The 23,379-nt window shown below is 50.3% G+C and carries 21 protein-coding genes, 1 riboswitch and 1 other annotated feature; of the genes, 17 read left to right on the top strand and 4 right to left on the bottom strand.

Features of this window, described 5'->3' with window-relative positions; genetic code table 11:
• Positions 1 to 183 precede the first annotated feature (183 nt).
• From yfmF to ACRQU7_RS09990, 11 genes are all read left to right on the top strand, one after another.
• Positions 184 to 1,467: an EF-P 5-aminopentanol modification-associated protein YfmF gene (gene yfmF / locus ACRQU7_RS10040; protein ID WP_038324211.1), complete on the top strand. Its 1,284-nt coding sequence runs from the start codon at positions 184 to 186 to the stop codon at positions 1,465 to 1,467.
• On the top strand, positions 1,464 to 2,750 hold the full coding sequence (yfmH, locus tag ACRQU7_RS10035) for an EF-P 5-aminopentanol modification-associated protein YfmH (RefSeq protein ID WP_444640556.1): 1,287 nt from the start codon (positions 1,464 to 1,466) through the stop codon (positions 2,748 to 2,750). Before yfmF ends, yfmH begins: the two co-directional genes overlap by 4 nt.
• A gap of 90 nt (positions 2,751 to 2,840) precedes the next feature.
• Positions 2,841 to 3,875 (top strand): prolipoprotein diacylglyceryl transferase, encoded by a 1,035-nt coding sequence (gene lgt, locus ACRQU7_RS10030; protein ID WP_444640554.1) that lies wholly within the window; start codon positions 2,841 to 2,843, stop codon positions 3,873 to 3,875.
• 15 nt (positions 3,876 to 3,890) lie between these two features.
• Positions 3,891 to 4,748 carry a bifunctional methylenetetrahydrofolate dehydrogenase/methenyltetrahydrofolate cyclohydrolase FolD gene (folD, locus tag ACRQU7_RS10025; RefSeq protein WP_444640552.1) on the top strand — a complete coding sequence of 286 codons (858 nt, stop codon included), beginning with the start codon at positions 3,891 to 3,893 and terminating at the stop codon, positions 4,746 to 4,748.
• Between the two features lie 51 nt (positions 4,749 to 4,799).
• Complete coding sequence (dxs, locus tag ACRQU7_RS10020; RefSeq protein WP_444640550.1) at positions 4,800 to 6,656, top strand: 1-deoxy-D-xylulose-5-phosphate synthase; 1,857 nt, start codon at positions 4,800 to 4,802, stop codon at positions 6,654 to 6,656.
• The gene (locus ACRQU7_RS10015; protein ID WP_444640548.1) at positions 6,653 to 7,465 is read left to right on the top strand and encodes a TlyA family RNA methyltransferase; all 813 of its coding nucleotides are present in this window, start codon (positions 6,653 to 6,655) and stop codon (positions 7,463 to 7,465) included. Before dxs ends, ACRQU7_RS10015 begins: the two co-directional genes overlap by 4 nt.
• Before the next feature lies 1 nt (position 7,466).
• Complete coding sequence (locus tag ACRQU7_RS10010) at positions 7,467 to 8,324, top strand: NAD(+)/NADH kinase (RefSeq protein WP_444640546.1); 858 nt, start codon at positions 7,467 to 7,469, stop codon at positions 8,322 to 8,324.
• A gap of 1 nt (position 8,325) precedes the next feature.
• Positions 8,326 to 8,775, top strand: a complete 450-nt coding sequence (locus ACRQU7_RS10005; RefSeq protein ID WP_141825245.1) for an arginine repressor — start codon at positions 8,326 to 8,328, stop codon at positions 8,773 to 8,775.
• Positions 8,776 to 8,780: 5 nt separating this feature from the next.
• The gene (gene recN, locus ACRQU7_RS10000; protein WP_444640543.1) at positions 8,781 to 10,463 is read left to right on the top strand and encodes a DNA repair protein RecN; all 1,683 of its coding nucleotides are present in this window, start codon (positions 8,781 to 8,783) and stop codon (positions 10,461 to 10,463) included.
• A gap of 30 nt (positions 10,464 to 10,493) precedes the next feature.
• Positions 10,494 to 10,731: a binding site (T-box leader), on the top strand.
• A gap of 47 nt (positions 10,732 to 10,778) precedes the next feature.
• A complete protein-coding gene (gene tyrS / locus ACRQU7_RS09995) occupies positions 10,779 to 12,008 on the top strand; it encodes a tyrosine--tRNA ligase (RefSeq protein ID WP_444640541.1) in 1,230 nt (409 codons plus the stop codon).
• Between the two features lie 115 nt (positions 12,009 to 12,123).
• Positions 12,124 to 14,784 (top strand): YfhO family protein, encoded by a 2,661-nt coding sequence (locus ACRQU7_RS09990; protein ID WP_444640539.1) that lies wholly within the window; start codon positions 12,124 to 12,126, stop codon positions 14,782 to 14,784.
• A gap of 79 nt (positions 14,785 to 14,863) precedes the next feature.
• Here the strand turns inward: ACRQU7_RS09990 and ACRQU7_RS09985 are convergent, their stop codons facing one another.
• The 4 genes from ACRQU7_RS09985 to asd are packed head-to-tail and all read right to left on the bottom strand — an operon-like array spanning position 14,864 to position 18,115.
• Positions 14,864 to 15,325 carry an ACT domain-containing protein gene (locus ACRQU7_RS09985; RefSeq protein ID WP_444640537.1) on the bottom strand — a complete coding sequence of 154 codons (462 nt, stop codon included), beginning with the start codon at positions 15,323 to 15,325 and terminating at the stop codon, positions 14,864 to 14,866.
• A gap of 11 nt (positions 15,326 to 15,336) precedes the next feature.
• Positions 15,337 to 16,089, bottom strand: coding sequence for a 4-hydroxy-tetrahydrodipicolinate reductase (gene dapB, locus ACRQU7_RS09980; protein WP_444640535.1), 753 nt, complete (start codon positions 16,087 to 16,089; stop codon positions 15,337 to 15,339).
• 26 nt (positions 16,090 to 16,115) lie between these two features.
• On the bottom strand, positions 16,116 to 17,006 hold the full coding sequence (gene dapA / locus ACRQU7_RS09975) for a 4-hydroxy-tetrahydrodipicolinate synthase (RefSeq protein ID WP_444640533.1): 891 nt from the start codon (positions 17,004 to 17,006) through the stop codon (positions 16,116 to 16,118).
• A 29-nt stretch (positions 17,007 to 17,035) separates the two neighbouring features.
• Entirely contained in the window at positions 17,036 to 18,115 is a 1,080-nt protein-coding gene (asd, locus tag ACRQU7_RS09970; RefSeq protein WP_444640531.1) for an aspartate-semialdehyde dehydrogenase, read from the bottom strand.
• 141 nt (positions 18,116 to 18,256) lie between these two features.
• A riboswitch (Lysine riboswitch) is annotated at positions 18,257 to 18,432 on the bottom strand.
• A gap of 101 nt (positions 18,433 to 18,533) precedes the next feature.
• On the opposite strand from asd, the gene queA reads away from it, so the two are divergent.
• The 6 genes from queA to scfB all read left to right on the top strand — a co-directional run bounded on the left by queA (position 18,534) and on the right by scfB (position 23,345).
• On the top strand, positions 18,534 to 19,559 hold the full coding sequence (gene queA / locus ACRQU7_RS09965; protein ID WP_444645575.1) for a tRNA preQ1(34) S-adenosylmethionine ribosyltransferase-isomerase QueA: 1,026 nt from the start codon (positions 18,534 to 18,536) through the stop codon (positions 19,557 to 19,559).
• 104 nt (positions 19,560 to 19,663) lie between these two features.
• On the top strand, positions 19,664 to 20,794 hold the full coding sequence (gene tgt / locus ACRQU7_RS09960) for a tRNA guanosine(34) transglycosylase Tgt (RefSeq protein WP_444640529.1): 1,131 nt from the start codon (positions 19,664 to 19,666) through the stop codon (positions 20,792 to 20,794).
• A 66-nt stretch (positions 20,795 to 20,860) separates the two neighbouring features.
• A complete protein-coding gene (gene yajC / locus ACRQU7_RS09955) occupies positions 20,861 to 21,184 on the top strand; it encodes a preprotein translocase subunit YajC (protein ID WP_141825237.1) in 324 nt (107 codons plus the stop codon).
• 80 nt (positions 21,185 to 21,264) lie between these two features.
• Positions 21,265 to 21,684, top strand: a complete 420-nt coding sequence (locus ACRQU7_RS09950) for a TIGR04086 family membrane protein (protein WP_038324190.1) — start codon at positions 21,265 to 21,267, stop codon at positions 21,682 to 21,684.
• Between the two features lie 79 nt (positions 21,685 to 21,763).
• Complete coding sequence (gene scfA, locus ACRQU7_RS09945) at positions 21,764 to 21,910, top strand: six-cysteine ranthipeptide SCIFF (protein WP_081928276.1); 147 nt, start codon at positions 21,764 to 21,766, stop codon at positions 21,908 to 21,910.
• A gap of 76 nt (positions 21,911 to 21,986) precedes the next feature.
• On the top strand, positions 21,987 to 23,345 hold the full coding sequence (gene scfB / locus ACRQU7_RS09940; RefSeq protein WP_444640526.1) for a thioether cross-link-forming SCIFF peptide maturase: 1,359 nt from the start codon (positions 21,987 to 21,989) through the stop codon (positions 23,343 to 23,345).
• Positions 23,346 to 23,379 lie beyond the last annotated feature (34 nt).

The following is a 23,379-nucleotide window of genomic DNA, read 5'->3' as shown; positions in this document are numbered from 1 at the left end:
TCCCGGATATTATAACATTATTCTATTTTTACCGCAACAGAAAAGCGACTGATTCCGGCAGGACACAGCATGAATTTTGTATGTTCATAAATAATTTAGAATATTATTTCTTTGCTAAAGCAGAGGATTGTGATATAATAAAGCTTGATTTTAACCGAGTTTAATATGGAGATGAATAATCGAATGACAGAGATAGAACAGCGCTCCGTTTGTGACGGCGTCAATTTCAGAAGCGTCCGGGATGTCAAATTCAAAACGGTGCGCATGTCCGTTAATTTTTTACTGCCCCTTCAAAAAGAAGCTGCGGCTTCCAATGCTATTCTGCCTTTCCTTCTCAGCCGTGCCAGCAGGGAATATCCCGACTTTACAAAACTGGGAGAACGTCTGGCCGAGCTTTACGGAGCGGATCTGAGCGCCGACGTTCAGAAAATCGGCGACGTTCAGATGCTGTCGCTTTATGCTTCCGGAATTGCCGACAGGTATGCTTTGCAGGGGGAGAGCACCTCGACGGAGCTCTCAAAGCTGCTGTGCAGCATTCTGTTTGACCCGCCGTTTGAAGACGGCCTTTTCCCGAAGGAGGGATTTGAGCAGGAACAGCGCCAGACCATTGAACTGATCGACTCTGAATTCAATGACAAGCGTACCTATGCCAGACAGCGCTGTGAAGAAATCATGTGTAAAAACGAGCCGTACGGCATCAGCCGTTATGGCAGCAAGGAAGATATCAGGAATCTGAAGCGTGAGGAACTGACCGGGGTATGGCGCTATCTGATTCAGAACGCAAGGATCGAAATCATGGTTCTGGGCGACTGTGATCCAAAGCCCGTTTATGAAGGGTTTTATAACGCTTTTCAGAAGCTTGGGAAAAGGTCCACGGTGGAGTGTCCGACCGTCAATGTCAAAAAAGCCGATCAGGTCAATGAAGTCACTGAAAAAATGGATATTGCCCAGTCCAAACTTGTTCTCGGCTTCCGCACCGCGGCCTCCCTTCGGGATGAGCAGGTGGAGGCGGTCAAGCTGATGGTTGCCCTTTTTGGCGGCACCCCGAACTCCAAGCTGTTTCTGAATGTCCGCGAAAAGCTCAGCCTTTGCTACTATTGCAGCGCGCTGTACGTTTCCATGAAGGGAATCATGCTTGTACAGAGCGGCGTTGAAACAAAAAATATTGAAAAGGCCAAAGAGGAAATTTTATTCCAGCTGGAAGAAATAAAAAAGGGTAATTTTGACGATAATGAAGTCAATGCGGCAAAACTCAGTATGTGCAACAGCTACCGCTCTCTTTCCGATTCCCTTGGCGGGCTGGAAGCGTGGTACCTGTCGCAGACGTTTGCCAATTATGTCAAACGCCCGGAGGAAGCGGCGGCTCTGATCAGCGCCGTTACGCGTCAGCAGATGATCGACGCCGCTAACAATGTCACTCTCGACACAGTGTATCGCTTGGTCGGAAACGGGGTAGAAAAAGAATGAATGTAATGAAGGAAATCAAAAGCTCGCGGATCGGCGACCGGTATTTTGAGATCAACCATTCGTCCGGGCTGAAAATTTTTGTATATCCGAAAGAGAATTACAGTTCCACTTATGCCGTATTTGGCACCAAATACGGTTCCGTAGACACCTGCTTTAAAACCTCGGAAGAAGCCGAGATGAATACGGTTCCCAACGGCATCGCGCATTATCTGGAGCATAAGCTTTTTGAAAGCGAGGACGGGGACGCCTTTGCCCGTTACGCAAAAACGGGGGCTTCCGCAAACGCCTATACTTCTTTTGACAAAACCTGTTACCTGTTTTCGTGTTCGGAAAAAGTATACGAATCGCTGGAAATCCTTCTGGATTTTGTTCAGTCCCCTTATTTTACCGAGCAGACCGTACAGAAGGAGCAGGGCATTATCGGGCAGGAAATCAGAATGTACGACGACGACCCGCAGTGGCGCGTGATGTTCAACCTTCTGCGTGCTATATACCATAAGCATCCGGTCAGGATCGATATTGCCGGAACGGTTGAAAGCATTGCGGAGATTACGCCGGAATTGCTTTATAAGTGCTATCATACCTTCTATAACCTCAACAATATGGTGCTGTGTGTCGCGGGAAACGTCGACGTTTACAAGGTGTTGGAGCTTTGCGATAAAATGCTGAAGCCCTCGAAAGACGTCACCATCGACCGGTTCTTTGAGGAAGAGCCCGAAGAGGTTGTGGAGAGCAGGGTGGAGCAGAAGCTTTCCGTGGCCGCCCCGATCTTTCAGCTTGGTTTTAAGGAAAAAGCGGGCAAAAACCGCCTGTCTGCCCGCGAAATCGCGGACACTGAAATCCTGCTGGAAATCCTGGCTTCCGACGCGTCCCCACTGTTCCGCAGGCTGCTGGACGCCGGGCTGATCAATCAATCCTCTTTCACCTATGAATATTTTGAGGGACCCGGTTATGCGTCGGTGATCTTTTCCGGGGAATCAAAGGACCCCGATGCCGTTGCGCAGGAGATCAAAAAAGAGGTTGCCGGGCTGCGTGAACACGGACTGGACCCCGCGGCTTTTGAGCGTTCCAAAAAAGCGGTTTACGGCCGTATGGTTTCGTCCTTCAACAGTGTGGACAACATCGCCAACACCATGGCCTCCCTGGCATTTACCGGCCATGAACTTTTTAACTATATCGATACGATTGCTTCGGCGGATATTCAGTCCGTGCAGAACAGGCTCAATGTCCAGCTCAGACCGGAGTATTCCGCACTTTCCATTGTGAGACCGGTTGAAGAATAAGCTTTTCTTTATTCTTACCGCCAGAACATCCCACGCGAAGTTTTGGCCGGGGTCTAATCTGTTTTTGCGCGTGGAGAAATGGTGGAGTATATGTTAAATGTTCAATTTCCGGGACTGGGCATTCACTTTACAATCAATCCAGTTGCGTTTTCAATCGGTTCGCTTACCGTCAGATGGTACGGTGTGATTATCGCAGTCGGTTTTTTACTGGCTTTCCTTTATGTGATGGCAAGCTGCAAAAAGTTTAATATGGATCAGGACAGGCTGATCGACGCCGTGATTGTCGGTATTATCGGCGGGATCATCGGCGCAAGGGCCTATTATGTTATTTTCGATACCAGCGACCAGTATCTGAGAAATCCGATCAGCGCCCTTTATATCTGGGAAGGCGGACTTGGAATTTACGGCGGAATCATCGGCGGCCTGCTCTGCGGCGCGCTGATCGCCAAGCTGCGTAAAATCAGCATTCCGGCCATGCTGGACCTGGCTTCGCTCGGTTTCTTAATCGGACAGACGATCGGCCGCTGGGGCAACTTTGTCAATCAGGAGGCGTTTGGCCGTGAAACCACTCTGCCGTGGGGCATGGTCAGCGAAAATACTTCCGCCATTGCGAACGGCCCTGTGCATCCCTGCTTCCTTTATGAATCCTTATGGTGCCTTCTGGGCTTTGTCCTGCTACATATTTTCAGCCGCAGGTTCAGAAGATATGACGGACAGGTTTTTCTCGGTTATTTGATCTGGTACGGCGTCGGCCGGTTCTTTATTGAGGGACTGCGCACGGACAGCCTGATTACCCCGGTCATTCCTCTCAGAGTCTCTCAGGTAGTTGCTGTGATAACGGTTTTAACCGGTATCGCCTTGTTAATTGTTTTCCGCAACAGAACCGCTCTTGCCGGATGCGGTTCCCCGAAAGTCATGGCGCTCAATGCTGTGGTGGATGAAGTACCCGAAGAATTGATTGACGACGATGCAAGCACTATTTTTGACACAGATGCTTCTGAAGATGCGTCGGACGGTGCGGTACAGGAAGAGCCAGAGCCCACTGCGTCCGAACCAGCCGCGGAAACGGAAGAGCCCGTTTCCGCTTCTCCCGAGGATACGGCGGAGGAAACGGACAAATCATGATTTTGGAGGCAGGTTATGGCGAAATACATTGACGGGAAAGCGGTTGCAGCCGAAATTCGGGCTCAGCTGGCCCTTGAAGTTGAGAAAACGGTCCGGCTCGGCGTAACGCCGGGCCTTGCCGTGGTGATTGTCGGAGACGATCCCGCGTCAAGGACATATGTAAACAATAAAAAGAAGGCCTGCGCTCAGGCGGGAATCTATTCGGAAGAATACGCCCTGCCCGCGTCCGCCTCTCAAAAAGAAATCATGGACCTGGTCGCGAAACTGAACGCAAAAAAAGACATTAACGGTATTTTGGTTCAATCCCCGCTGCCGGACGGATTGGATGAAAAGGCGGTGGTGGAAGCCATTGATCCCGAAAAAGACGTGGACGCTTTCCACCCTTCCAATGTGGGCAGGATCATGATCGGAAACTATCATTTCCTGCCCTGTACTCCCGCGGGGGTCATTGAGCTTCTCCGCCATGAAAAAATCGAAATCGAAGGAAAGAACTGTGTCGTAATCGGCAGAAGCAATATTGTCGGCAAGCCGATGGCCATGCTGCTCCTGCATCACAACGGAACGGTGACTATCTGCCACAGCAGGACAAAAAACCTGAAGGAAGTATGCAGACAGGCCGATATCCTTGTCGCGGCGGTCGGCAAACCGAAATTTGTTACCGCGGATATGGTGAAACCGGGTGCGGTGGTGATCGATGTGGGAATGGACCGCGACGAAAACGGAAAACTGTGCGGAGACGTGGATTTCGCCAATGTGGAAAAAACAGCGTCTTACATAACTCCTGTTCCGGGCGGTGTCGGTCCTATGACGATTGCGATGCTCCTTAAAAATACAGTTGCCGCGGCGAAACGTCAGAACGGGATGACTCTGTAAAATGCGGGATCCCGGTATACTGCGTCCGGCGGCTGCCAGTTGAGGTACGGAATGGACAACCTTTTAAATCAAATTAATTTTCCGGAGGACTTGCAAAAGCTTTCTCTGGATGAACTTTATGAATTGTGCGATGAAATTCGCGAAAAAATCATTAAGACTGTTTCCAATAACGGAGGGCATCTGGCTTCCAATCTGGGGGTCGTTGAATTAACGGTTGCGCTGCACCGTGTTTTCAGTTCCAAGGACGACAGGATCGTCTGGGACGTCGGGCATCAGGCCTATACCCATAAGATTCTGACCGGCAGGCGCGACACCATTTCCACCATCCGGACGCAGGGTGGCCTTTCCGGCTATCCGAGCCGTATGGAAAGCAGCTACGACGCTTTTAACGTGGGGCACAGCAGCACCTCCATCTCCGCTGCGCTGGGGATCGCCAACGCAAAGCTTCTTGCCGGAGAGCCCGGCCACGTCATTTCTCTGCTCGGCGACGGCGCTCTGACCGGCGGTCTGGCCTATGAAGGGCTGAACAACGCCGGGCGTTTTAAGAAGAATTTTATTGTTATTTTAAATGACAATAAAATGTCTATTTCGCGGAATGTCGGTTCCATTGCCCGCTATTTGGCGCATATTCGCACAAAGCCCGGTTATTTCAAGGCAAAGGGCAATATTGAAACCGCGCTGAACCGGCTTCCTCACGTAGGAAAGCCGCTGCACCATTTTCTTTCGAAATCAAAGGCTGCTTTAAAGCAGATATTATATAACAGCACCATTTTTGAAGATATGGGCTTTTATTATTACGGGCCGTTTGACGGTCATGATTTAGGAAAACTGATCGATGTTCTGGAAAATGCCAAGAATATCAATCATCCGGTTTTGCTCCATGTGATTACCCGTAAGGGAAAGGGCTATCCATATGCGGAGCAGAATCCGGGAGCTTTTCACGGGATATCCAGCTTTGATATTAAGACGGGAAAATCCGCCCCCGCCGGTGAGAATTTTTCCAGTGTTTTCGGCAGCCATCTTTGTACGCTGGCAAGTAAGGATGAAAAAATCTGCGCAATTACCGCAGCGATGCAGATGGGAACCGGTCTGACGGGGTTTGCGAAGCAGTTTCCCGGCCGCTTCTTCGACGTGGGGATTGCGGAAGAGCATGCGATCACCTTTGCCGGCGGTCTTGCCGCGGGCGGCATGCTTCCCGTATGCGCGATTTACTCCACGTTTTTACAGCGCGGCTACGATCAGATTATTCATGACGCGGCCATCCAGCGTGTAAAAGTGACGTTGGCCATTGACCGGGCGGGTGTTGTCGGCGACGACGGCGAAACACATCAGGGTATCTTTGACGCGGCTTTTTTGAGTACCGTCCCCGGTATTACCGTTTATTCCCCGGCTTACTATGACGAGCTTTATTTTTCTTTCCAGCAGGCACTTTACCAGAGCGAAGGCGTTTCGGCCGTGCGCTATCCGCGCGGAAAGCCCATGTTTAAGCCCTTCGACTTTGAAAGCACCGGAAAAGCGTACGACACTTACGGACAGAGTGGGGCGGAGCTGGTGATTGTGACCTACGGCCGTTTATTTTCCCTGGCCTGTAAGGCTATCACGTCGCTGAAAGAGTCCGGGATCTCTGCGAAAATTATCAAGCTGAACCGGATTACTCCGGTGGACAGGGATGCGGTAGCGGAAGCTGCGGCCGCGAGAAAAGTCTTTTTCTTTGAAGAAGGAATCCAGCAGGGAGGAATCGGAGAGCATTTCGGCTATCTGCTGTCCCAGAACGGGTACTGCGGCGAGTTCCGCTTACGCGCGATCACCAACTTTGTTCCCCATGCGACCATGCTGCAGTCGCTCAGCGCCCTTGGCCTCGACGACAAGGGAATGGTAAATATGATATTGACGGAGTACAAAAAGTGATAGAGAAAAAAAGACTGGACTGCCTGCTGTTTGACCAGGGCCTTGCCGAAAGCAGGGAAAAGGCCAAGGCAATGATTATGATGGGCAACGTCTATATCGACCATCAGAAGTCCGACAAGCCCGGGACCATGCTTCCGGTCGGTACGAAAATAGAAATCCGCGGGGAAACCATGCCCTATGTGAGCCGCGGCGGCTGGAAGCTGGAAAAAGCCATGGCGGCTTTTCCGATTGAACTGAAAGACAAAATCACGATGGATATCGGCGCTTCTACCGGAGGCTTCACGGACTGCATGCTGCAGAGCGGCGCGAAAAAGGTCTACTCCATCGACGTCGGCTACGGGCAGCTCGCGTGGAAGCTGCGCACCGACCCAAGGGTCGTGAATCTGGAGCGCACCAATGTCCGTTACCTTACACGGGAGCAGGTGCCGGACGACATCGATTTTTTCAGCGTGGACGTCTCTTTTATTTCCCTTTGTCTGGTCCTTCCCGTCGCAAGGGAGTTCATGGCGGAAAACGCGCAGGCCGTCTGTCTGATTAAGCCCCAGTTTGAAGCGGGACGGGGGAAAGTAGGCAAAAAAGGCGTGGTACGCGATCAGGCGGTTCACCGGGAAGTGATTGAAAAAATCGTCGGCTTTGTGCTGGAACACGGATTTTCCGTTCTGGGCCTTACCTATTCCCCGGTAAAAGGACCGGAGGGAAATATTGAGTATCTGGTTTACCTTCAAAAATCGGAGAAACCGGAAAGTGTTCCGCTGAATATAGAAGCATTGGTGGAAGAATCGCATCATGAATTAAACGGTGGTGAATAATGTGAAAATAGCGATCATGCCGAATCTAAGCAAGCACAACGCACAGCTTCATACTACGCGGGTAGCGGAAACGCTGCAAAAATTCGGCGCGGAGGTATGCATGCGATTAAACCTGAAAAGCTGTTTTCCAAATTCGCACATTGTCTTTTACGATGATTTTGATAAAATGATGTCCGACTGTGACGCCGTCATTGCCGTTGGCGGCGACGGAACCATCATTCACTCTTCCCGGCATGCCGCTATGGCGGAAAAGCCGATTTTGGGCATCAATGTGGGGCGGCTCGGTTTTGTCGCCGGGCTGGAAACGGACGAGCTTGACAAGCTGAAAAAGCTGATCGACGGGGACTATACCATCGAAAACCGTATGATGCTGGAAATCCGGCTGGTCAATCAGGGGAAAGAGGAAACCCATCTGGCGCTGAATGACGCGGTGATCGCCCGCGGAGCGCTTTCCCGGATATTGGATATCACGGTTCACTTCAATGACAAAAATGTCTGCGAATACAGGGCGGACGGCCTGATTATTTCCACTCCCACCGGCTCGACCGCGTACTCCCTTTCCGCCGGCGGCCCTGTGATTGACCCGAGCATCAACTGTATTCTGCTTTCGCCGATCTGTCCGCATTCCCTGCTGACAAGGCCGGTTATTTTCGGGCCGGACGCCAAGCTGAGCGTAACGGCGTGTTCCCACTATAAAAGCGAGATTATTTTGTCCGTGGACGGGGACACTTTTATTCAGATTGCCGATAATCAGAAAATTAATTTTTGCCGTTCAGAACGTATGGTGAGAATTATTAAATTAAAAGACGATAATTTTTATGAGGTAGTGAACGAAAAATTAGCCGAGAGGAGAAATTGAATTGAAAACACGACGACACGCAAAAATCCTTGAATTGATTAACGAATACGCGATTGATACCCAGGAAGAACTGCTGCGCCGCCTGCGCGAAGACGGTTTTGAAGTAACCCAGGCCACCGTTTCCCGCGACATTAAAGAGCTCAGGCTGATCAAGACTTTGTCCCACGACGGAAAGTACAGATACTCCACCGGCAGAAGCAACACGGCCGATTACTCCTCTAAATTTTATTCCCTCCTCTCCGATTCCGCTGTGCAGATTGACTACGCGTGCAATCTGGTGGTAATCAAATGCCACGCGGGCATGGCGCAGGCTGTTTGCGCGGCAATGGACACCATGCACTGGCAGGGCGCCGTCGGCACTCTGGCCGGGGACGATACCATTTTTATTGCGATGAGGGACGAAGACCATGCACAGCAGCTGGTTGCTGAACTTAAAAAAATGGTTGGGTGATTGCAATGCTTTCTCAGCTTTACATCGAAAATATTGCTGTGATTGAAAAGACCGGGATTGATTTTCACCCCGGCCTGAACGTTCTGACCGGGGAAACCGGAGCCGGAAAATCCATTGTTATTGATTCCATCAACGCGATTTTGGGGGAAAGAACCTCGCGCGAGCTTGTACGGACCGGGGCGCGTTCCGCTTTTGTCACCGCCGTTTTTTCCGACCTGGGGGAACAGGCCGTCCATAAGCTGGCGGAATTCGGCTATGCGCCGGAAGAAGACGGTTCCGTCATGATTCAGCGTGAAATCCATACCGACGGCAAAGCCGTGTGCCGCATCAACGGCCGTCCGGCAACCGTATCCGTTTTGAAAGAGATCGGGGTCATGCTGATCAGTATTCACGGCCAGCACGAGAGCTATGACCTGCTGTCGCCCGATTTACATATCCGGTATATCGACCGCATGGGCGTGCCCGAGGCACTGCTCTCGGAGTATCGCGCCGCTTTCAGCAATATGCAGCGTATGAAAAGCACCCTGGACGCTTTTGATATGGACGAGGCACAGAAAGCAAGACAGATTGATCTGCTGACCTATCAGATCAATGAACTGGAGGCAGCCGGACTGCGGGCCGGCGAGCAGGAAGAACTGAATAAAATCCGCACCCGCTATTTAAACAGCGAAAAGATCGCCTCGGCGATTCATACGGCGCAATCGGCCTTGAACGGGGAAGAAAGCTTTGACGGCGCTTTATCCGCCGTCGCTTCCGCTTCGGACGCTCTGTCCGAAACGGAAAAATACCTTCCGGAAATCCATGAGCTTTCCGAAAGAATCAAAAATATCCGCTACGATCTGGAGGACTGCGGCGAGGAACTGCGCGGTTTCTCTTCGGAGCTGGAATATGATCCCGCGGACCTTGAAAGGATAGAGGACCGGCTGGACGTCCTTTATCGCCTTGGTCTGAAATACGGCGGCTCCGTGGAAAATATGATCGATTTTCTCGAAAAATCGCAGGCCCAGCTGGAGGACATCCAGCTTTCGGATGAAAAAATTCTGCAGATGACAAAGGAATATCAAAAGGCAAAGGCGGAGGCGGAAAGACTTGCGAAAAAGATTTCCGCCTGCCGCAAAGAGGCGGCACGGGCCTTTACGAAACGGGTGAAGGAAGAGCTCCGTTTTCTCGATATGCCGAGCATCGATTTTCAGGTACAGCAGGAGGAATGCCCGCTGAATCCGCTCGGCTGCGACAAGCTTCAGTTCCTGATTTCGGTGAACGCGGGCGAGCCGGCCAAGCCGATTGCAAAAATCGCCTCCGGCGGCGAGCTTTCCCGCATTATGCTTTCTATCAAAACGGTGCTTGCCGGGAAAGACGATATTGACACGCTGATTTTCGACGAGGTCGACACCGGTATCAGCGGAAGCGCTGCGCAGAAGGTTGGCTTGAAGCTGCATGAGGTCGCGGGCCACCGTCAGGTGATCTGTGTAACGCATCTGGCGCAGATAGCCGCTTTGGCCGACACGCAGTTCCTAATCAAAAAGCAGGTCCGAGAGAACAAAACCTTCACCGACGTGGCCGAGCTGGATTACGAGGGAAGGAAGCAGGAACTGGCAAGAATTATAGGCGGAGCACAGATCACGCCGCTGCTGCTGGAAAATGCGGCGGAAATGCTCAGGCTTGCCAAAAAGCACGGATCGTCTTGACAATGCGGAGGGAATTAGGTATAATGCAGTATAATGACATTGATGGGAAGAAGTAAGTCAAAAAGCCGGCAAAGAGAGCCTGCGGCTGGTGTAAGCAGGCGCGTGATTTGGCTGAAGTACATCCCGGAGTCGCCAGATTGAACGGTTCCTATTAGATTTGGCCGTGAAAGCGCACGTTACAGCGCGTGGGTATTTTTTGTACCCGTAAGGCCGTATCCGCGAGGTTACGGTGAACTGAGGTGGTACCGCGGTTATTTCCGCCCTCTGCAAATTAGCAGGGGGCGTTTTTTATCCCCCTGAAATGGAGGATTTTTTATGGGAGTTTTCGAAGAACTCAAAGCAAGGGGCTTGATTGCCCAGATGACGGATGAGGAGAAGATTCAGGATCTTCTCAACAATCACAAAACCACATTCTATATCGGGTTTGATCCGACAGCCGACAGCCTGCACGTAGGCCACTTTGTACAGATTATGGTCATGGCGCACATGCAGAGAGCCGGCCATACGCCGATTGCGCTGTTCGGCGGCGGAACGGGCATGGTCGGCGATCCTTCCGGAAAATCCGATATGCGCAAAATGCTGACCAAAGAGGAAATCGACCACAATATTGCCTGCTTCCAAAAGCAGATGTCCCGTCTGGTTGATTTTTCGGAAGGCAAGGCGATTATGGCCAACAACGGTGACTGGCTTCTGAATCTGAATTATATTGAGTTTTTGCGCGATGTCGGCGTGCATTTTTCCGTCAACCGTATGCTTGCCGCGGAATGCTATAAGCAGCGTTTGGAAAAGGGACTTTCTTTCTTTGAGCTGAACTATATGATTATGCAGAGCTATGACTTTCTGGAACTGAACCACCGCTATAACTGTCAGCTGGAGCTTGGCGGCGACGACCAGTGGAGCAATATTATCGGCGGCGTCGAGTTGCTTCGCCGCAAAGAGGGCAAGGAAGCCTACGGCATGACGTTTACCCTGCTGACCACCAGCGAGGGCAAAAAGATGGGCAAAACCGAAAAGGGTGCTGTTTGGCTGGACCCCGAAAAGACCACGCCGTTCGACTTCTACCAGTACTGGCGCAATATCGGCGACGCCGACGTTATCAAATGCCTGAAAATCCTTACGTTTCTTCCGCTGTCGGAGATCAATGAACTTGCGAAGCTGGAAGGCGGGGAACTCAACAAGGCCAAGGAAATTCTTGCGTTTGAGGTCACTAAGCTGATTCACGGCGAGCAGGAAGCGCTAAAGGCGCAGGAAGGCGCGCGCGCGCTGTTCTGCAGCGGCGAGAACACGGACAACATGCCCTCCACGGACATTACCGCGGCCGATTTTGCCGATGGGGAAATCGGCGTGCTTGATCTTCTGGTCCTGACAAAGCTGGCGCCTTCCAAAGGAGAGGGAAGACGTCTGATCGATCAGGGCGGTATTTCAGTCGATAACGAGAAGATACTTTCCAGCGCGGAGAAACTTTCCCTGAACCATTTCGAGAAAAAATATGTGGTGATTAAAAAGGGAAAAAAGGTGTTTCACAAAGTCAATCTGGTTGATTAACGCAAAAATTCGCTCAGCCCGCCGCCGAAATTTCGGCGGCGGGCTGTTTTGATTGATTTTCGTCCGGCAATTCCTTATAATAGGTACATTGACAAATGTTGGAGGATTCATCCAGATGAAAAAAAACGGCTCTTTTCTGTTGGCACCTGCTTCGGTGATGGTGATTATGCTTTCGGTGTTTTTTGTAAGCAGGATGTTTCCTTTTGGATATAACACTCTTTCGTGGTGCGACATGAACCAGCAGGTCATCCCTTTTCTGATGGACTTTAAAGATATCCTGTCCGGAAAAGCAAACATGTTTCTGAATATGCAGAATGCCGGGGGCATGAGCTTCTGGGGCGTATTCCTGTTTTTCATCAGCAGTCCGTTCAGCTTTCTGGTTGCCTTTGTCGATAAGGCGGATCTCTATCTTTTCATGAATATTCTGGTCCTGCTGAAAATGATGGTATGCGCGTTTACGGCAAGCGTCTTTTTTCGCTTTCAATTCAAAAAGCTCGGTGTGCTGCAAAACACCGCGATCTCCGTGATGTATGCCTTCTGCGGCTACACCATGTTTTACTACCAGAACCACGTATGGCTGGACGTCATGTATCTTTTTCCGATTCTTCTGATCGGCCTGATAAAGCTGGCCGACGAAGGAAAAATCCTGTGGTATGTCCTGTCTTTTTCAGCGATACTGACAGTAAATTTCTATCTGAGCTATATGGTATCCATTTTTCTGGTACTGGCATCCGGAGTCTATGTTTGCTTCTTCGCGAAAAAGGGGACACGCCGGAAAAATATTTTGCTTCTGGGAGTTTCCACCCTGATTACCGCTTTGATTACCGCCGTGGTCTGGCTGCCTTCCCTGATGCAGTATATGGTTTCCGCCAGAACCAGCGACCTGTTTACGAGCTTAAAAGTGGGCGGACTGATTTCCAGGCTGGACACGACGTTTACCGTGATTCTGTGCTCGGGCGCGATCTTTGCCGCGCTGATTGTCTATTTGTTTTTTGCGAAAAGTCTTCCGCCGAGTACAAACCTTGTATTTTTCCTGTTTGTTCTGACTGTGATACCGGTTTTCATAGAACCGATCAATAAGATGTGGCAGACCGGAAATTATCAGGCTTTTCCGGTCCGCTACGGATATATTACTGTCTTTTTCGGCCTGATTCTGCTTGCCGCCGTATTATCGGAAATCAATCAGGAAAATCGCCTTGTGTCAAGCAGTTCGATTGCCGTATTCGGCGGGATGCTGGCGGTAAGCGCCGCATTCCTTGCGGAATGCCTGATTTTTTATAAGGAATATGATGTCGTCAGGATTTACACGGAAACCCTGTGGGGAAACAGCGCGAGCTTCCGGCTTCTGCTCCTGTTTTCTCTGGTCGCGGGGCTCGCGTATCTCGTCCTTCTGCTGCTCTACCAGTTCAGGCTGCTGGGTAAAACCGCATTCTCCGTCCTGCTGTGCGTCATGGTTGTACTGGAGTGTGTATTTAATTCCGGGGTTTACGTGGCCTCCGCCGCCAACAACGGAAAAACCGAGGCAGCCGTCATCGATCTGAGTGACCGGATCGAAGATGACTCTCTTTACCGCGTGAAATCCGAAGAGAAATACTTCGACGTAAACCTGATGGGCAGCCTGGGGTATCATACGCTGAGCCATTATACGTCGCTGACGGGCGAAAGCTTTATGTATACCATGAAGAAGCTTGGCTATTCGTCCTACTGGATGGAAGTCAATTCGAACGGCGGCACCAAACTGACCGACGCCATAATGGGGAACCGGTACACGATTCTTCGCAGGGGAACTTCCTTCAGCAAGGAACAGAAGGTTTACCAAAATGAGAAATATGAGATCAGGAAAAAAGAGGATACCCTTCCCGTAGGGTTTGTTGTTCATTCCGATGCCGTTCAGAAATTAAGCACTCTGCCGGACACGACCCGTCTCAACATTCAGCAGTTTGTCTTTGAATCCCTCTTTCATACACAGGACAAGCTGTTTACCAATTATGAGCCGACTCTTTTGAATAATATCGCCTATACTTCCGGAGAAAGATATTCTCTTACTTTTCCGGACAACAGCACCGAAGGGTCAGTGGTTTACCGGATTCCGGTTCAGGGAACGGAAACGCTTTATTTCGACTGCTTTGACAGGCTGTCAAACAGCCTGATCGAGCATATCAACTCAAGCTTCAATATTCTGGTAAATGGGATGACCGTACAGGACGATTATCCGAATCAAAGCAATAACGGACTCCTGAATCTCGGTACCTTCCGCGACCAGACGGTGGAAGTGGAAATTCAGGTTTTAAAAGAAGTCGACGTGAAATCCTTTGGGATCGCCGGACTTAAGGACGATGTTTTAAAGAAAGCTGTCAGCGATACTGCCGCCGCGCAGCTAAAGCAGTCCGGGAACCGGATTACCGGCACTGCGGACGCGGTTGACGACCAGTCCTACCTCTTCCTTCCGATTACGGACGGCAAGGGATATACCGCGACTGTAAACGGGAAAAAGACCGATATCAACTGCGTGCTGGATTCCATGATGGCGATCAAGCTGGACAAAGGGAAAAACGAAATCTCTGTTTCTTATATCCCGCCCGGCTTTTCCTTGGGAAGCTGTTTATCCGCCCTGGGAATCGCCGGTCTGATTCTTTTCCTGATATTTCTGAGGAAGGGGCTCTACCGTAAAATCCGGTTTCTGGAACTGCCGGCGGTTGTTTTCTTTACGGTTTTGTTCATCGGCGTTTTTATCGCGGTCTATATTTTTCCCGTAGTCGTCTATTACTGGAGATAAAAAAATCCCTTCCGCTGTCGGCAGATCATACTGCCTGACGGAAGGGATCGTTATTTTACAGAAAACAGGAAGCAGGTTTTCATTTCTTCAGACACTTTTCGATTTCGTTCAGCGTCTGGTCAAAATCCGCCGCCGTAACCAGCAGGGAAATGTCGACCTCGGAGGTGGTGATAATCCGTATGTCCGTTTCGCTCTTCGCTGCTGCTGCAAAAACCTTTGCCGCTACGCCGGGGGTGTCCTTCATTCCCTGATCATACACGGAAATTTTGCAGTTTCCGCTGCTGACAATGGTTTTGATACTGGAATTGTCATGAAGATCGGATGTAAAGGTCAGAATTTTATCCAGATCATTGTCGGAAATCGTAAAGGAGATGGAAGTGAAAGCGCCGTGTGCCGGTGCAAGCGAAATCATATCCACATTGACTCCGAACCCCGAAATTTTCTGAAAAACATCGGCGATAAAGGTCAGTTCGGAGGGACAGTTCTGCAGCGTGATCAGGGTAATTTCATTTGAAGTGGTGATCATTGGTTCCGTACTCATCATGCTACCTCCTATTTTAATAAATCAGACATGTTATAAAGTCCTGCGGGCATCTTTGCCAGATAAACAGCCGCGTTGACCGCCCCGACGGCAAAAACTTCTTTTGACTGAGCGGAGTGGGCGAGCGTAATCACCTCATGATGTCCGGCAAAAATCACTTCATGTTCGCCGACAATGGTTCCCCCGCGAACGGAATGAATTCCTATTTCGGTAGCTTCGCGCTTTTTCCTCTGGGAATGCCGGTCGTAAATATAGTGCGCATTTTCATTCATGACGGAAGAAATGCCGTCGGCCAGCATGAGGGCGGTGCCGCTCGGCGCGTCGACCTTCTGATTGTGGTGTTTCTCTATAATTTCAACATCAAAGCCGCTTCCCAGCACTTTAGCCGCCTTTTTGGACAATTCGATCAGCAGGTTGATCCCCAGCGACATATTGCCCGAATAAAATACGGGGACAGATTCGGAAACACGGGTAAGCGCTTCCACCTGCGCTTTGTTATAACCGGTGGTGCACAGAACAAGCGGCGTTTTATGAATCTGCGCATACTGGAGCAGGGAAGCGAGAAGGGCGGGGTTGGAAAAATCGACGATGACGTCGGCGTCGACATTGATATCCGCCGGTTTCGCAAAAACCGGATAATCCTCTTTCGCCTCCGTATTCATATCGATTCCGCCCACAACTTTGCAGTCTTCCCGCAGCGCCGCACAGGCCGAAACCTCACGGCCCATCTTGCCGTTGCATCCGCAGATAATCATCCTTGTCATTTTTACTTCCCTCCGGAAAGGTCAATTTATTTTAACAGATTATATTTTTTAAGAATCATCGCAAGCTTTACTTCCGTTTCTTCGCCCATCGCCGTCAACGGCAGGCGGCAGCCGCCGCTGTTGAATCCAAGCATTTTCATGGCCGCCTTCACCGGGATCGGGTTCACATCCATGAACAGTGCGTCCATCAGCTCAAGGTACTTCAAAAAGGCCGCACGGCTGGCAGCAAGGTTGCCGTCAAAGAAATCCGCGCAAATTTGGTGTATTTCCTTCGGCATGATGTTCGCGAATACGGAAATGATTCCTTTTCCGCCCAAAGAAAGAATGGGCAGCGTCTGATTGTCTTCACCGGAGTATATATTCAGCTCGTCGCCGCAAAGGGCAATGGTTCTCGCCAGAGCGGAAATATCCCCGTTCGCCTCTTTTGCAGCATTGATATTCGGGTGTTTGGAGAGCTCCAGATATGTTTCCGGTTTAATATTGCATCCCGTTCTGGACGGTACGTTGTAGACGATGATCGGAAGCTTCACACGGTCGGCCACATAGTGGTAATGCTTTACCAGACCTGCCTGAGAGGTTTTATTGTAATAGGGCGTAACCATTAAAAGGGCGTCCGCGCCAAGCTCCTGAGCGGTCAGGGACAGCTCTGCCGCGTAGCGGGTGTCGTTGCTGCCGGAGCCCGCGATGACCGGAATCCGTTTATTCGTCTTTTTAATGATGTATTCGATGACCTTGCAATGCTCTTCGTGGTCCAAGGTAGCCGATTCCCCTGTTGTACCGCAGGCAATAATGGAATCCGTTCCGTTGGCGACATGAAATTCTACGAGATCGCCCAAAACGTCATAATTCACGGAACCGTCTTCGTTCATCGGCGTGATGATCGCGACGCCGGAACCGCTGAAAATAAGCTTTTTCATGACACTTTACCTCCAAATTCGCAAATTCTTCAATCGATATAACCTTTTGCGCAAAGAAGCTCCGCCATCAAAACAGCTCCGCCTGCGGCTCCGCGCAGAGTGTTGTGGGACAGACAGACAAATTTTACATCGTACTGCGTATCCGGGCGCAAACGTCCGATGGAAACGGCCATACCGTTCTCCAGATTACGGTCAAGCCTTGACTGCGGACGGTCGTCCTCGCGGAAATAATGCAAAAACTGCTTTGGTGCACTGGGAAGCTGAAGCTCCTGAGGGACTCCCTTAAAGTTTTCCCATCTTGCAATAATTTCTTCAAGCTCAACCTTTTTTTCATAGGAGAGAAAAACCGCGGCGGTATGCCCGTCGGAAACGGGAACACGGAGACACTGAGAGGTAATGGACAGGGAAGTGGCGTTGACGATTGCGCCGTTTTCGACATGCCCCCAGATTTTCAGCGGTTCATTTTCAGATTTTCCTTCTTCGCCGCCGATAAAGGGAATCACGTTATCGACGCTTTCCGGCCACGTCTGAAAGGTTTTTCCCGCGCCGGAAATGGCCTGATAGGTGCAGGCGAGGACTTTGGTTACGTTCAGATCCATCAGAGGGTGAATAGCCGGAACGTAGCTCTGCAGAGAGCAGTTCGATTTCACGGCGATGAATCCGCGTTTTGTGCCGAGACGTTTGCGCTGAGCGTCAATGACCCCGGCATGGTCGGCGTTGATTTCCGGAATGATCATCGGTACGTCGGCCACCAGACGGTTCGCGCTGTTGTTGGACATCACCGGGCACTCCGCTTTGGCATAGGCTTCTTCCAGCGCTTTGATTTCCTCTTTTCTCATGTTGACTGCGCAGAACACGAAATCAACAAGGGAAGTGATTTTTTCAATATCCTGCTCCGCGTTGAAAACGACCATATTTTCCATTGATTTCGGCATCGGTGTTGTCATCAGCCAGTGGTCCCCGACAGCCTCTTTATATGTTTTTCCGGCGGAACGCGCGCTCGCAGCGAGCGCGGTAACCGTAAACCACGGGTGGTTCTCGATCAGCGTAGCAAATCTTTGACCAACCATGCCGGTTGCGCCGATAATTCCTACATGATACTTTTTCATTGGTAGCCCTCCTGTAATATATATGTTTAAAGAATGAGAAAATATATACATAAGAAAAAAACCGGTTGAAAACCGGTCATCAGGCAAATATAATAGATACTGTTCGACATTGATAGGGTCCGGCATCTGCCGAACCAAATGTTAGCCGATAGCGCTCCATCATATCAACATGATGACAGTTGTTCTGCTGTTCACAAAAACAACCAGGCGGTTTCCTGCCCAGAAACCCCCTTCGGCGAGTTTACCTTTCACGGACGATAAACGGCTTTGGCAGCCTGGAATCCGTTACTCTTTAAAATCGCGCCTCTATCTTTGAATTATAATAACATGGGTTGCTATTACTTGTCAATTTATTTATAATAAAGAATCGGTAGTATATTATGTGGGAGATATGAAAATGACATTGGATTTAAAAAATTTGCAGACAAAAGATTTTTTCTATGATTTACCGAACGAACTGATTGCGCAGACCCCGCTTGAACCGCGCGATTCCTCCAGACTTTTGACACTGAACAAAGAAACCGGCGAGATTGCCCATAAACACTTTTTCAATATCATTGACTGCTTAGATCCCGTAGACTGTCTTGTCCTGAATGATTCACGCGTTCTTCCGGCCCGGCTTTACGGAATCAAGGAAGAGACGGGGGCCCGCGTGGAGTTTCTGCTTTTGAACCACCGGGAAGGGGACGTATGGGAAGTTCTCTGCGGTCCCGGCAAGCGCGCGAAGCCCGGTTCCCGTTTCGTTTTCGGCGACGGTCTTCTCAGGGCGGAGGTGCTGGAAATCATCGACGAAGGCAACCGCCTGGCGCGTTTTACCTATGAAGGGAATTTCTATGAAATCCTCGATCAGATCGGGGAAATGCCGCTGCCGCATTACATCACGGAGCATCTGAACGACAATGAGCGCTATCAGACCGTGTATTCCAAGGAAGTCGGTTCCGCGGCCGCGCCGACCGCCGGGCTGCATTTTACGCCGGAGCTTTTGGAAAAGGTAAAGGCCAAAGGCGTGAAAGTGGTATTTGTCACGCTGCACGTTGGGCTGGGCACGTTCCGCCCGGTCACGGCGGAAAAGATACTGGATCATAAAATGCATTCGGAGCATTACTATCTCCCGAAGAAAACGGCGGATGCCATCAATGAAACAAAACGGAACGGCGGCCGCGTCATTGCGGTGGGGACGACAAGCTGCCGCACGCTGGAGTCTGTCGGTACCGCAGAGGGCTGTATCAAGGAAAGCGCCGGATGGACGGATATTTTTATTTATCCCGGCTACCGGTTCAAAGTGCTCGACGGCCTGATCACCAATTTTCACCTGCCGGAGAGCACGCTCATCATGCTGGTTTCCGCCCTTGCGGGTTACGAGCATATTATGAACGCGTACCGAGTCGCCGTTCAGGAAAAATACCGCTTTTTCAGCTTCGGTGACGCGATGCTGATCATTTAACAGACTTGAAACAAGGCATATGCATCGCGACGCCGGGCTTGCCTGCCATGCATATGGCTGACGCGATGTTCATTTACTGATACGAAAGGATAAATAAGGATTATATGTATAAGCTAATCAGCAATACGGGAGCGGCAAGGCGCGGCGAATTCACTACGCCGCACGGAACGGTTCAAACTCCGGCTTTTATGAACGTGGCTACCTGCGGAGCGATTAAAGGCGGTGTTTCCGCGCTGGATCTGAAGGACCTGAAATGCCAGGTACAGCTCTGCAATACTTATCATCTTCATCTGAGGCCGGGCGACGAAAACGTGAAAAAGCTGGGCGGCCTGCATCGGTTCACCCGGTGGGACGGGCCGATTCTGACCGACAGCGGCGGATTTCAGGTATTCTCGCTGGCAAAGCTCAGAAATATTACCGAAGAGGGCGTGACCTTCTCTTCCCATATCGACGGCCATAAAATCTTTATGGGACCGGAGGAAAGCATGAGGATTCAGTCCAACCTGGCCTCTACAATTGCAATGGCCTTTGACGAATGCGTGGAGAATCCTTCGGAATACGACTACGCGCGCAGCTCCTGTCAGCGCACGGTTCGCTGGCTGTATCGGTGCAAGGCGGAAATGGACAGGCTGAACACGCTGCCGGATACGATCAATCCCCGCCAGATGCTGTGGGGAATCAATCAGGGCAGCACCTACGAGGACCTGCGTATCGAAAACATGAAACAGATCCGCGAACTCGACCTCGACGGATACGCCATCGGCGGGCTGGCGGTGGGGGAGAGCGCGGAAGAGATGTACCGCATCCTTGAAGCGGTGGAGCCGGAAATGCCCAAGGACAAACCCCGTTATCTGATGGGGGTGGGCACTCCGGCCAATATTCTGGAGTCGGTCAGGCGCGGCGTGGATATTTTCGACTGCGTTATGCCGTCCAGAAACGCCCGCCACGGGCACGCCTTTACCTGGGACGGCTGCCGGAATATGATGAACGCGAAATACACGCTCGACGAGAAACCGCTCGACGAACACTGCGACTGTCCCGTCTGCCGCAATTTTACGCGCGCATATATTCACCATCTTTTTAAAAGCGGGGAGATGCTCGCGATGCGGCTTTGCGTCATGCACAACATCTATTTTTACAATTCCCTTCTGGAACGTATCCGCTTTTCTCTTGATGAGGGTCGTTTTGAGGAATTCTATAGCAATAATATCTCGAAATTGAGCGCAAGGATATAAGAAATCCTTGCAAGACGACGAAGAAATTGCTATAATCATTATATTAAATTGGAGGTGCAGTTCTAAATGAATTTCAACACTTTAAGTGGATCTCTTGTGGACGGAGGAGGAACATGGACCATCGTTCTCCTTTACGCGGCCATTATCGGCGCTTTTTATTTTTTTGGAATCCGTCCCCAGTCCAAGAAAAAGAAAAATGAAGAAAAAATGCGCAATAATATCCAAATCGGCGATGATATCACCACAATCGGCGGAATTGTCGGACGAGTAGTCGGCATTAAAGACGATTCCGACACCATCGTTATCGAAACCGGTACGGACCGCGTCAAAATCCGCATTAAGCGCTGGGCGATCGGAAGCATCGATACCGTTCACGCGGACGCCGAATAAGACGAAAAAGCGGAATAATTAGTATATCTTCGGCGCCTTCTGAATATCTATTGTATTAGATATTTGAGGGGGCGCTGGTAATGAAAAGCAAGAAGCATTTAAAGCATTTAAATGAAAATCCGATGTTGGGAGCGCTGCGCTCCATTATCCTCGGGGCTGTCGTCGGGGCTGTACTTTGTGCTGCCCTGTTGGGTGCTTTTGCCTTGGCCTTTGTGTCGGCGGGACACATTCCGCAGAATTTGATTTCTCCTATGATGCTCGGATTGTCCGTGCTCGCGTCCTTTGTGGCGGGGTTTGTCACAGCAAAGATTTCCCGTAAACGCGGTTTGGCCTACGGCGCTTTGTCCGGTTTGCTGCTGTTTGTATTGTTTCTTGTTTCCGGTATGATTGCGTCCCATGAACCTGTTTCCCTCACGGCCGGAATCAGGATGCTGGTGATGGTGCTTTCCGGCGCGATCGGCGGGCTGCTTGCGGTCAGTAAGAAGTCAAAAGTAAAATAATACTTTTATTCTTTCCGTCAGTGTGATATAATCATGAAGCGAAAATGATCAGTAATATTGAAATGGAGGTTTCAAAAAAATGAAACAGATTAAGACTTTGAATAAAGCCAATTTAAAAGAGAGTGCAGTCAAAGGCGGATGCGGCGAGTGCCAGGCGTCCTGTCAGTCGGCCTGCAAAACTTCCTGCACTGTCGCAAACCAGAAGTGCGAAAACGCAGGCAGATAAATCAATTGATTTGAATTTCATTCAAACCTTAAGGGACAGTAATGTCCCTTAAATTTTGTGTAAACGGAGAAAATACATGATTCACAAGTATTCTTTAAATGGTTTTCATATCGTACTGGATACCAACAGCGGGGCCGTCCATCTTTTTGACGACGCGCCGTTTGATATGCTGGACTATTTAAATGACAGCGTGCCGGAGAATCCTCCCCAGGAAATGCTGAACGGCCTGAGCGGTAAATATGACGGCGAAACCGTTCATGAAGCCTATGAGGAGCTGAAAGAGCTGTACCGGATCGGTCAGCTTTTTTCAGCGGACGAATATGGAAAGTTCGCTGAAATGATGAAGGACGCCCCGGTAAAATCCATGTGCCTGAATATTGCCCACGACTGCAATTTAAGGTGCGAATACTGCTTTGCCGCCAAGGGAGACTTTGGCCGCGGCAGAATGCTGATGCCCTTTGCGGTAGGGAAGAAAGCGATCGATTTCCTGATTGAGAAATCAGAGGGAAGGCATAACCTTGAAGTCGATTTCTTCGGCGGCGAACCGCTGATGAATTTTGAGGTTGTCAAGCAAATCGTCAATTATGCCCGCAGTATCGAAAAAGAACACAATAAAAACTTTCGCTTTACCATTACGACAAACGGCATCTTGCTGACGGACGATAAGATCGATTTTATCAATCGGGAAATGTCCAACTGCGTGCTGTCCCTTGACGGAAGAAAAAGCGTCAACGATCTTTTGCGGGTCAGGACCGACGGTACGGGCAGCTATGATTCGATTGTTCCGAAGTTCCAAAAGCTGGTCGCGTCACGCGGCGATAAAGACTATTACGCCAGAGGAACCTTTACCAAACACAATCTTGATTTCACCAACGATGTGTTACATATGGCCGAGCTTGGTTTTGAGCAGGTTTCCGTTGAGCCGGTGGTCTCGGACGTGAAGCTGGATTATTCGATCAAGGAAGAGGACTTGCCCCGCGTATTTGAAGAGTATGAGCGTCTGGCAAATACGATCATTGACCGCAAAAAAGCGGGGAAGGGGTTCAATTTCTTTCATTTTACGCTGGACCTCGATCAGGGCCCATGCGCCATCAAGCGCCTTCGCGGCTGCGGCTGCGGCAACGAATACATCGCCGTAACGCCGGAGGGAGATATTTTCCCCTGCCATCAGTTCGTAGGGGACGAGAGCTTTAAAATGGGGAATGTCATGGACGGAACCTTGAATACCGATATGAAGCATTCCTTCGCGCTGGCAAACGTCTATTCAAAACCGGAATGCAGAAACTGCTGGGCTAAATTTTACTGCAGCGGCGGCTGCAACGCGAACAGCCAACAGTATGAGGGGGATATCCATAAGGCCCATAAAATCTCTTGTGATCTTGAAAAAAAGCGCCTGGAATGCGCCATTATGATCAAAGCGGCGATGGCCGAATAACAAGAGAAAACTGATAAGCGGCGCACGCTTGCCT

It is taken from the genome of Caproiciproducens puteiluti, from assembly GCF_052442865.1.
GTDB lineage: Bacteria > Bacillota > Clostridia > Oscillospirales > Acutalibacteraceae > Caproiciproducens.
The sequence above is the reverse complement of the archived record's forward strand: the minus strand, read 5'-3'. Positions and strand labels throughout refer to the sequence as shown.

Coding starts and splice junctions, on each gene's coding strand:
- yfmF (WP_038324211.1), top strand. CDS start 184: ATGACAGAGATAGAACAGCGCTCCGTTTGTGACGGCGTCAATTTCAGA.
- yfmH (WP_444640556.1), top strand. CDS start 1,464: ATGAATGTAATGAAGGAAATCAAAAGCTCGCGGATCGGCGACCGGTAT.
- lgt (WP_444640554.1), top strand. CDS start 2,841: ATGTTAAATGTTCAATTTCCGGGACTGGGCATTCACTTTACAATCAAT.
- folD (WP_444640552.1), top strand. CDS start 3,891: ATGGCGAAATACATTGACGGGAAAGCGGTTGCAGCCGAAATTCGGGCT.
- dxs (WP_444640550.1), top strand. CDS start 4,800: ATGGACAACCTTTTAAATCAAATTAATTTTCCGGAGGACTTGCAAAAG.
- recN (WP_444640543.1), top strand. CDS start 8,781: ATGCTTTCTCAGCTTTACATCGAAAATATTGCTGTGATTGAAAAGACC.
- tyrS (WP_444640541.1), top strand. CDS start 10,779: ATGGGAGTTTTCGAAGAACTCAAAGCAAGGGGCTTGATTGCCCAGATG.
- ACRQU7_RS09990 (WP_444640539.1), top strand. CDS start 12,124: ATGAAAAAAAACGGCTCTTTTCTGTTGGCACCTGCTTCGGTGATGGTG.
- ACRQU7_RS09985 (WP_444640537.1), bottom strand. CDS start 15,325: ATGAGTACGGAACCAATGATCACCACTTCAAATGAAATTACCCTGATC.
- dapB (WP_444640535.1), bottom strand. CDS start 16,089: ATGACAAGGATGATTATCTGCGGATGCAACGGCAAGATGGGCCGTGAG.
- dapA (WP_444640533.1), bottom strand. CDS start 17,006: ATGAAAAAGCTTATTTTCAGCGGTTCCGGCGTCGCGATCATCACGCCG.
- asd (WP_444640531.1), bottom strand. CDS start 18,115: ATGAAAAAGTATCATGTAGGAATTATCGGCGCAACCGGCATGGTTGGT.
- tgt (WP_444640529.1), top strand. CDS start 19,664: ATGTATAAGCTAATCAGCAATACGGGAGCGGCAAGGCGCGGCGAATTC.
- yajC (WP_141825237.1), top strand. CDS start 20,861: ATGAATTTCAACACTTTAAGTGGATCTCTTGTGGACGGAGGAGGAACA.
- ACRQU7_RS09950 (WP_038324190.1), top strand. CDS start 21,265: ATGAAAAGCAAGAAGCATTTAAAGCATTTAAATGAAAATCCGATGTTG.
- scfA (WP_081928276.1), top strand. CDS start 21,764: ATGAAACAGATTAAGACTTTGAATAAAGCCAATTTAAAAGAGAGTGCA.
- scfB (WP_444640526.1), top strand. CDS start 21,987: ATGATTCACAAGTATTCTTTAAATGGTTTTCATATCGTACTGGATACC.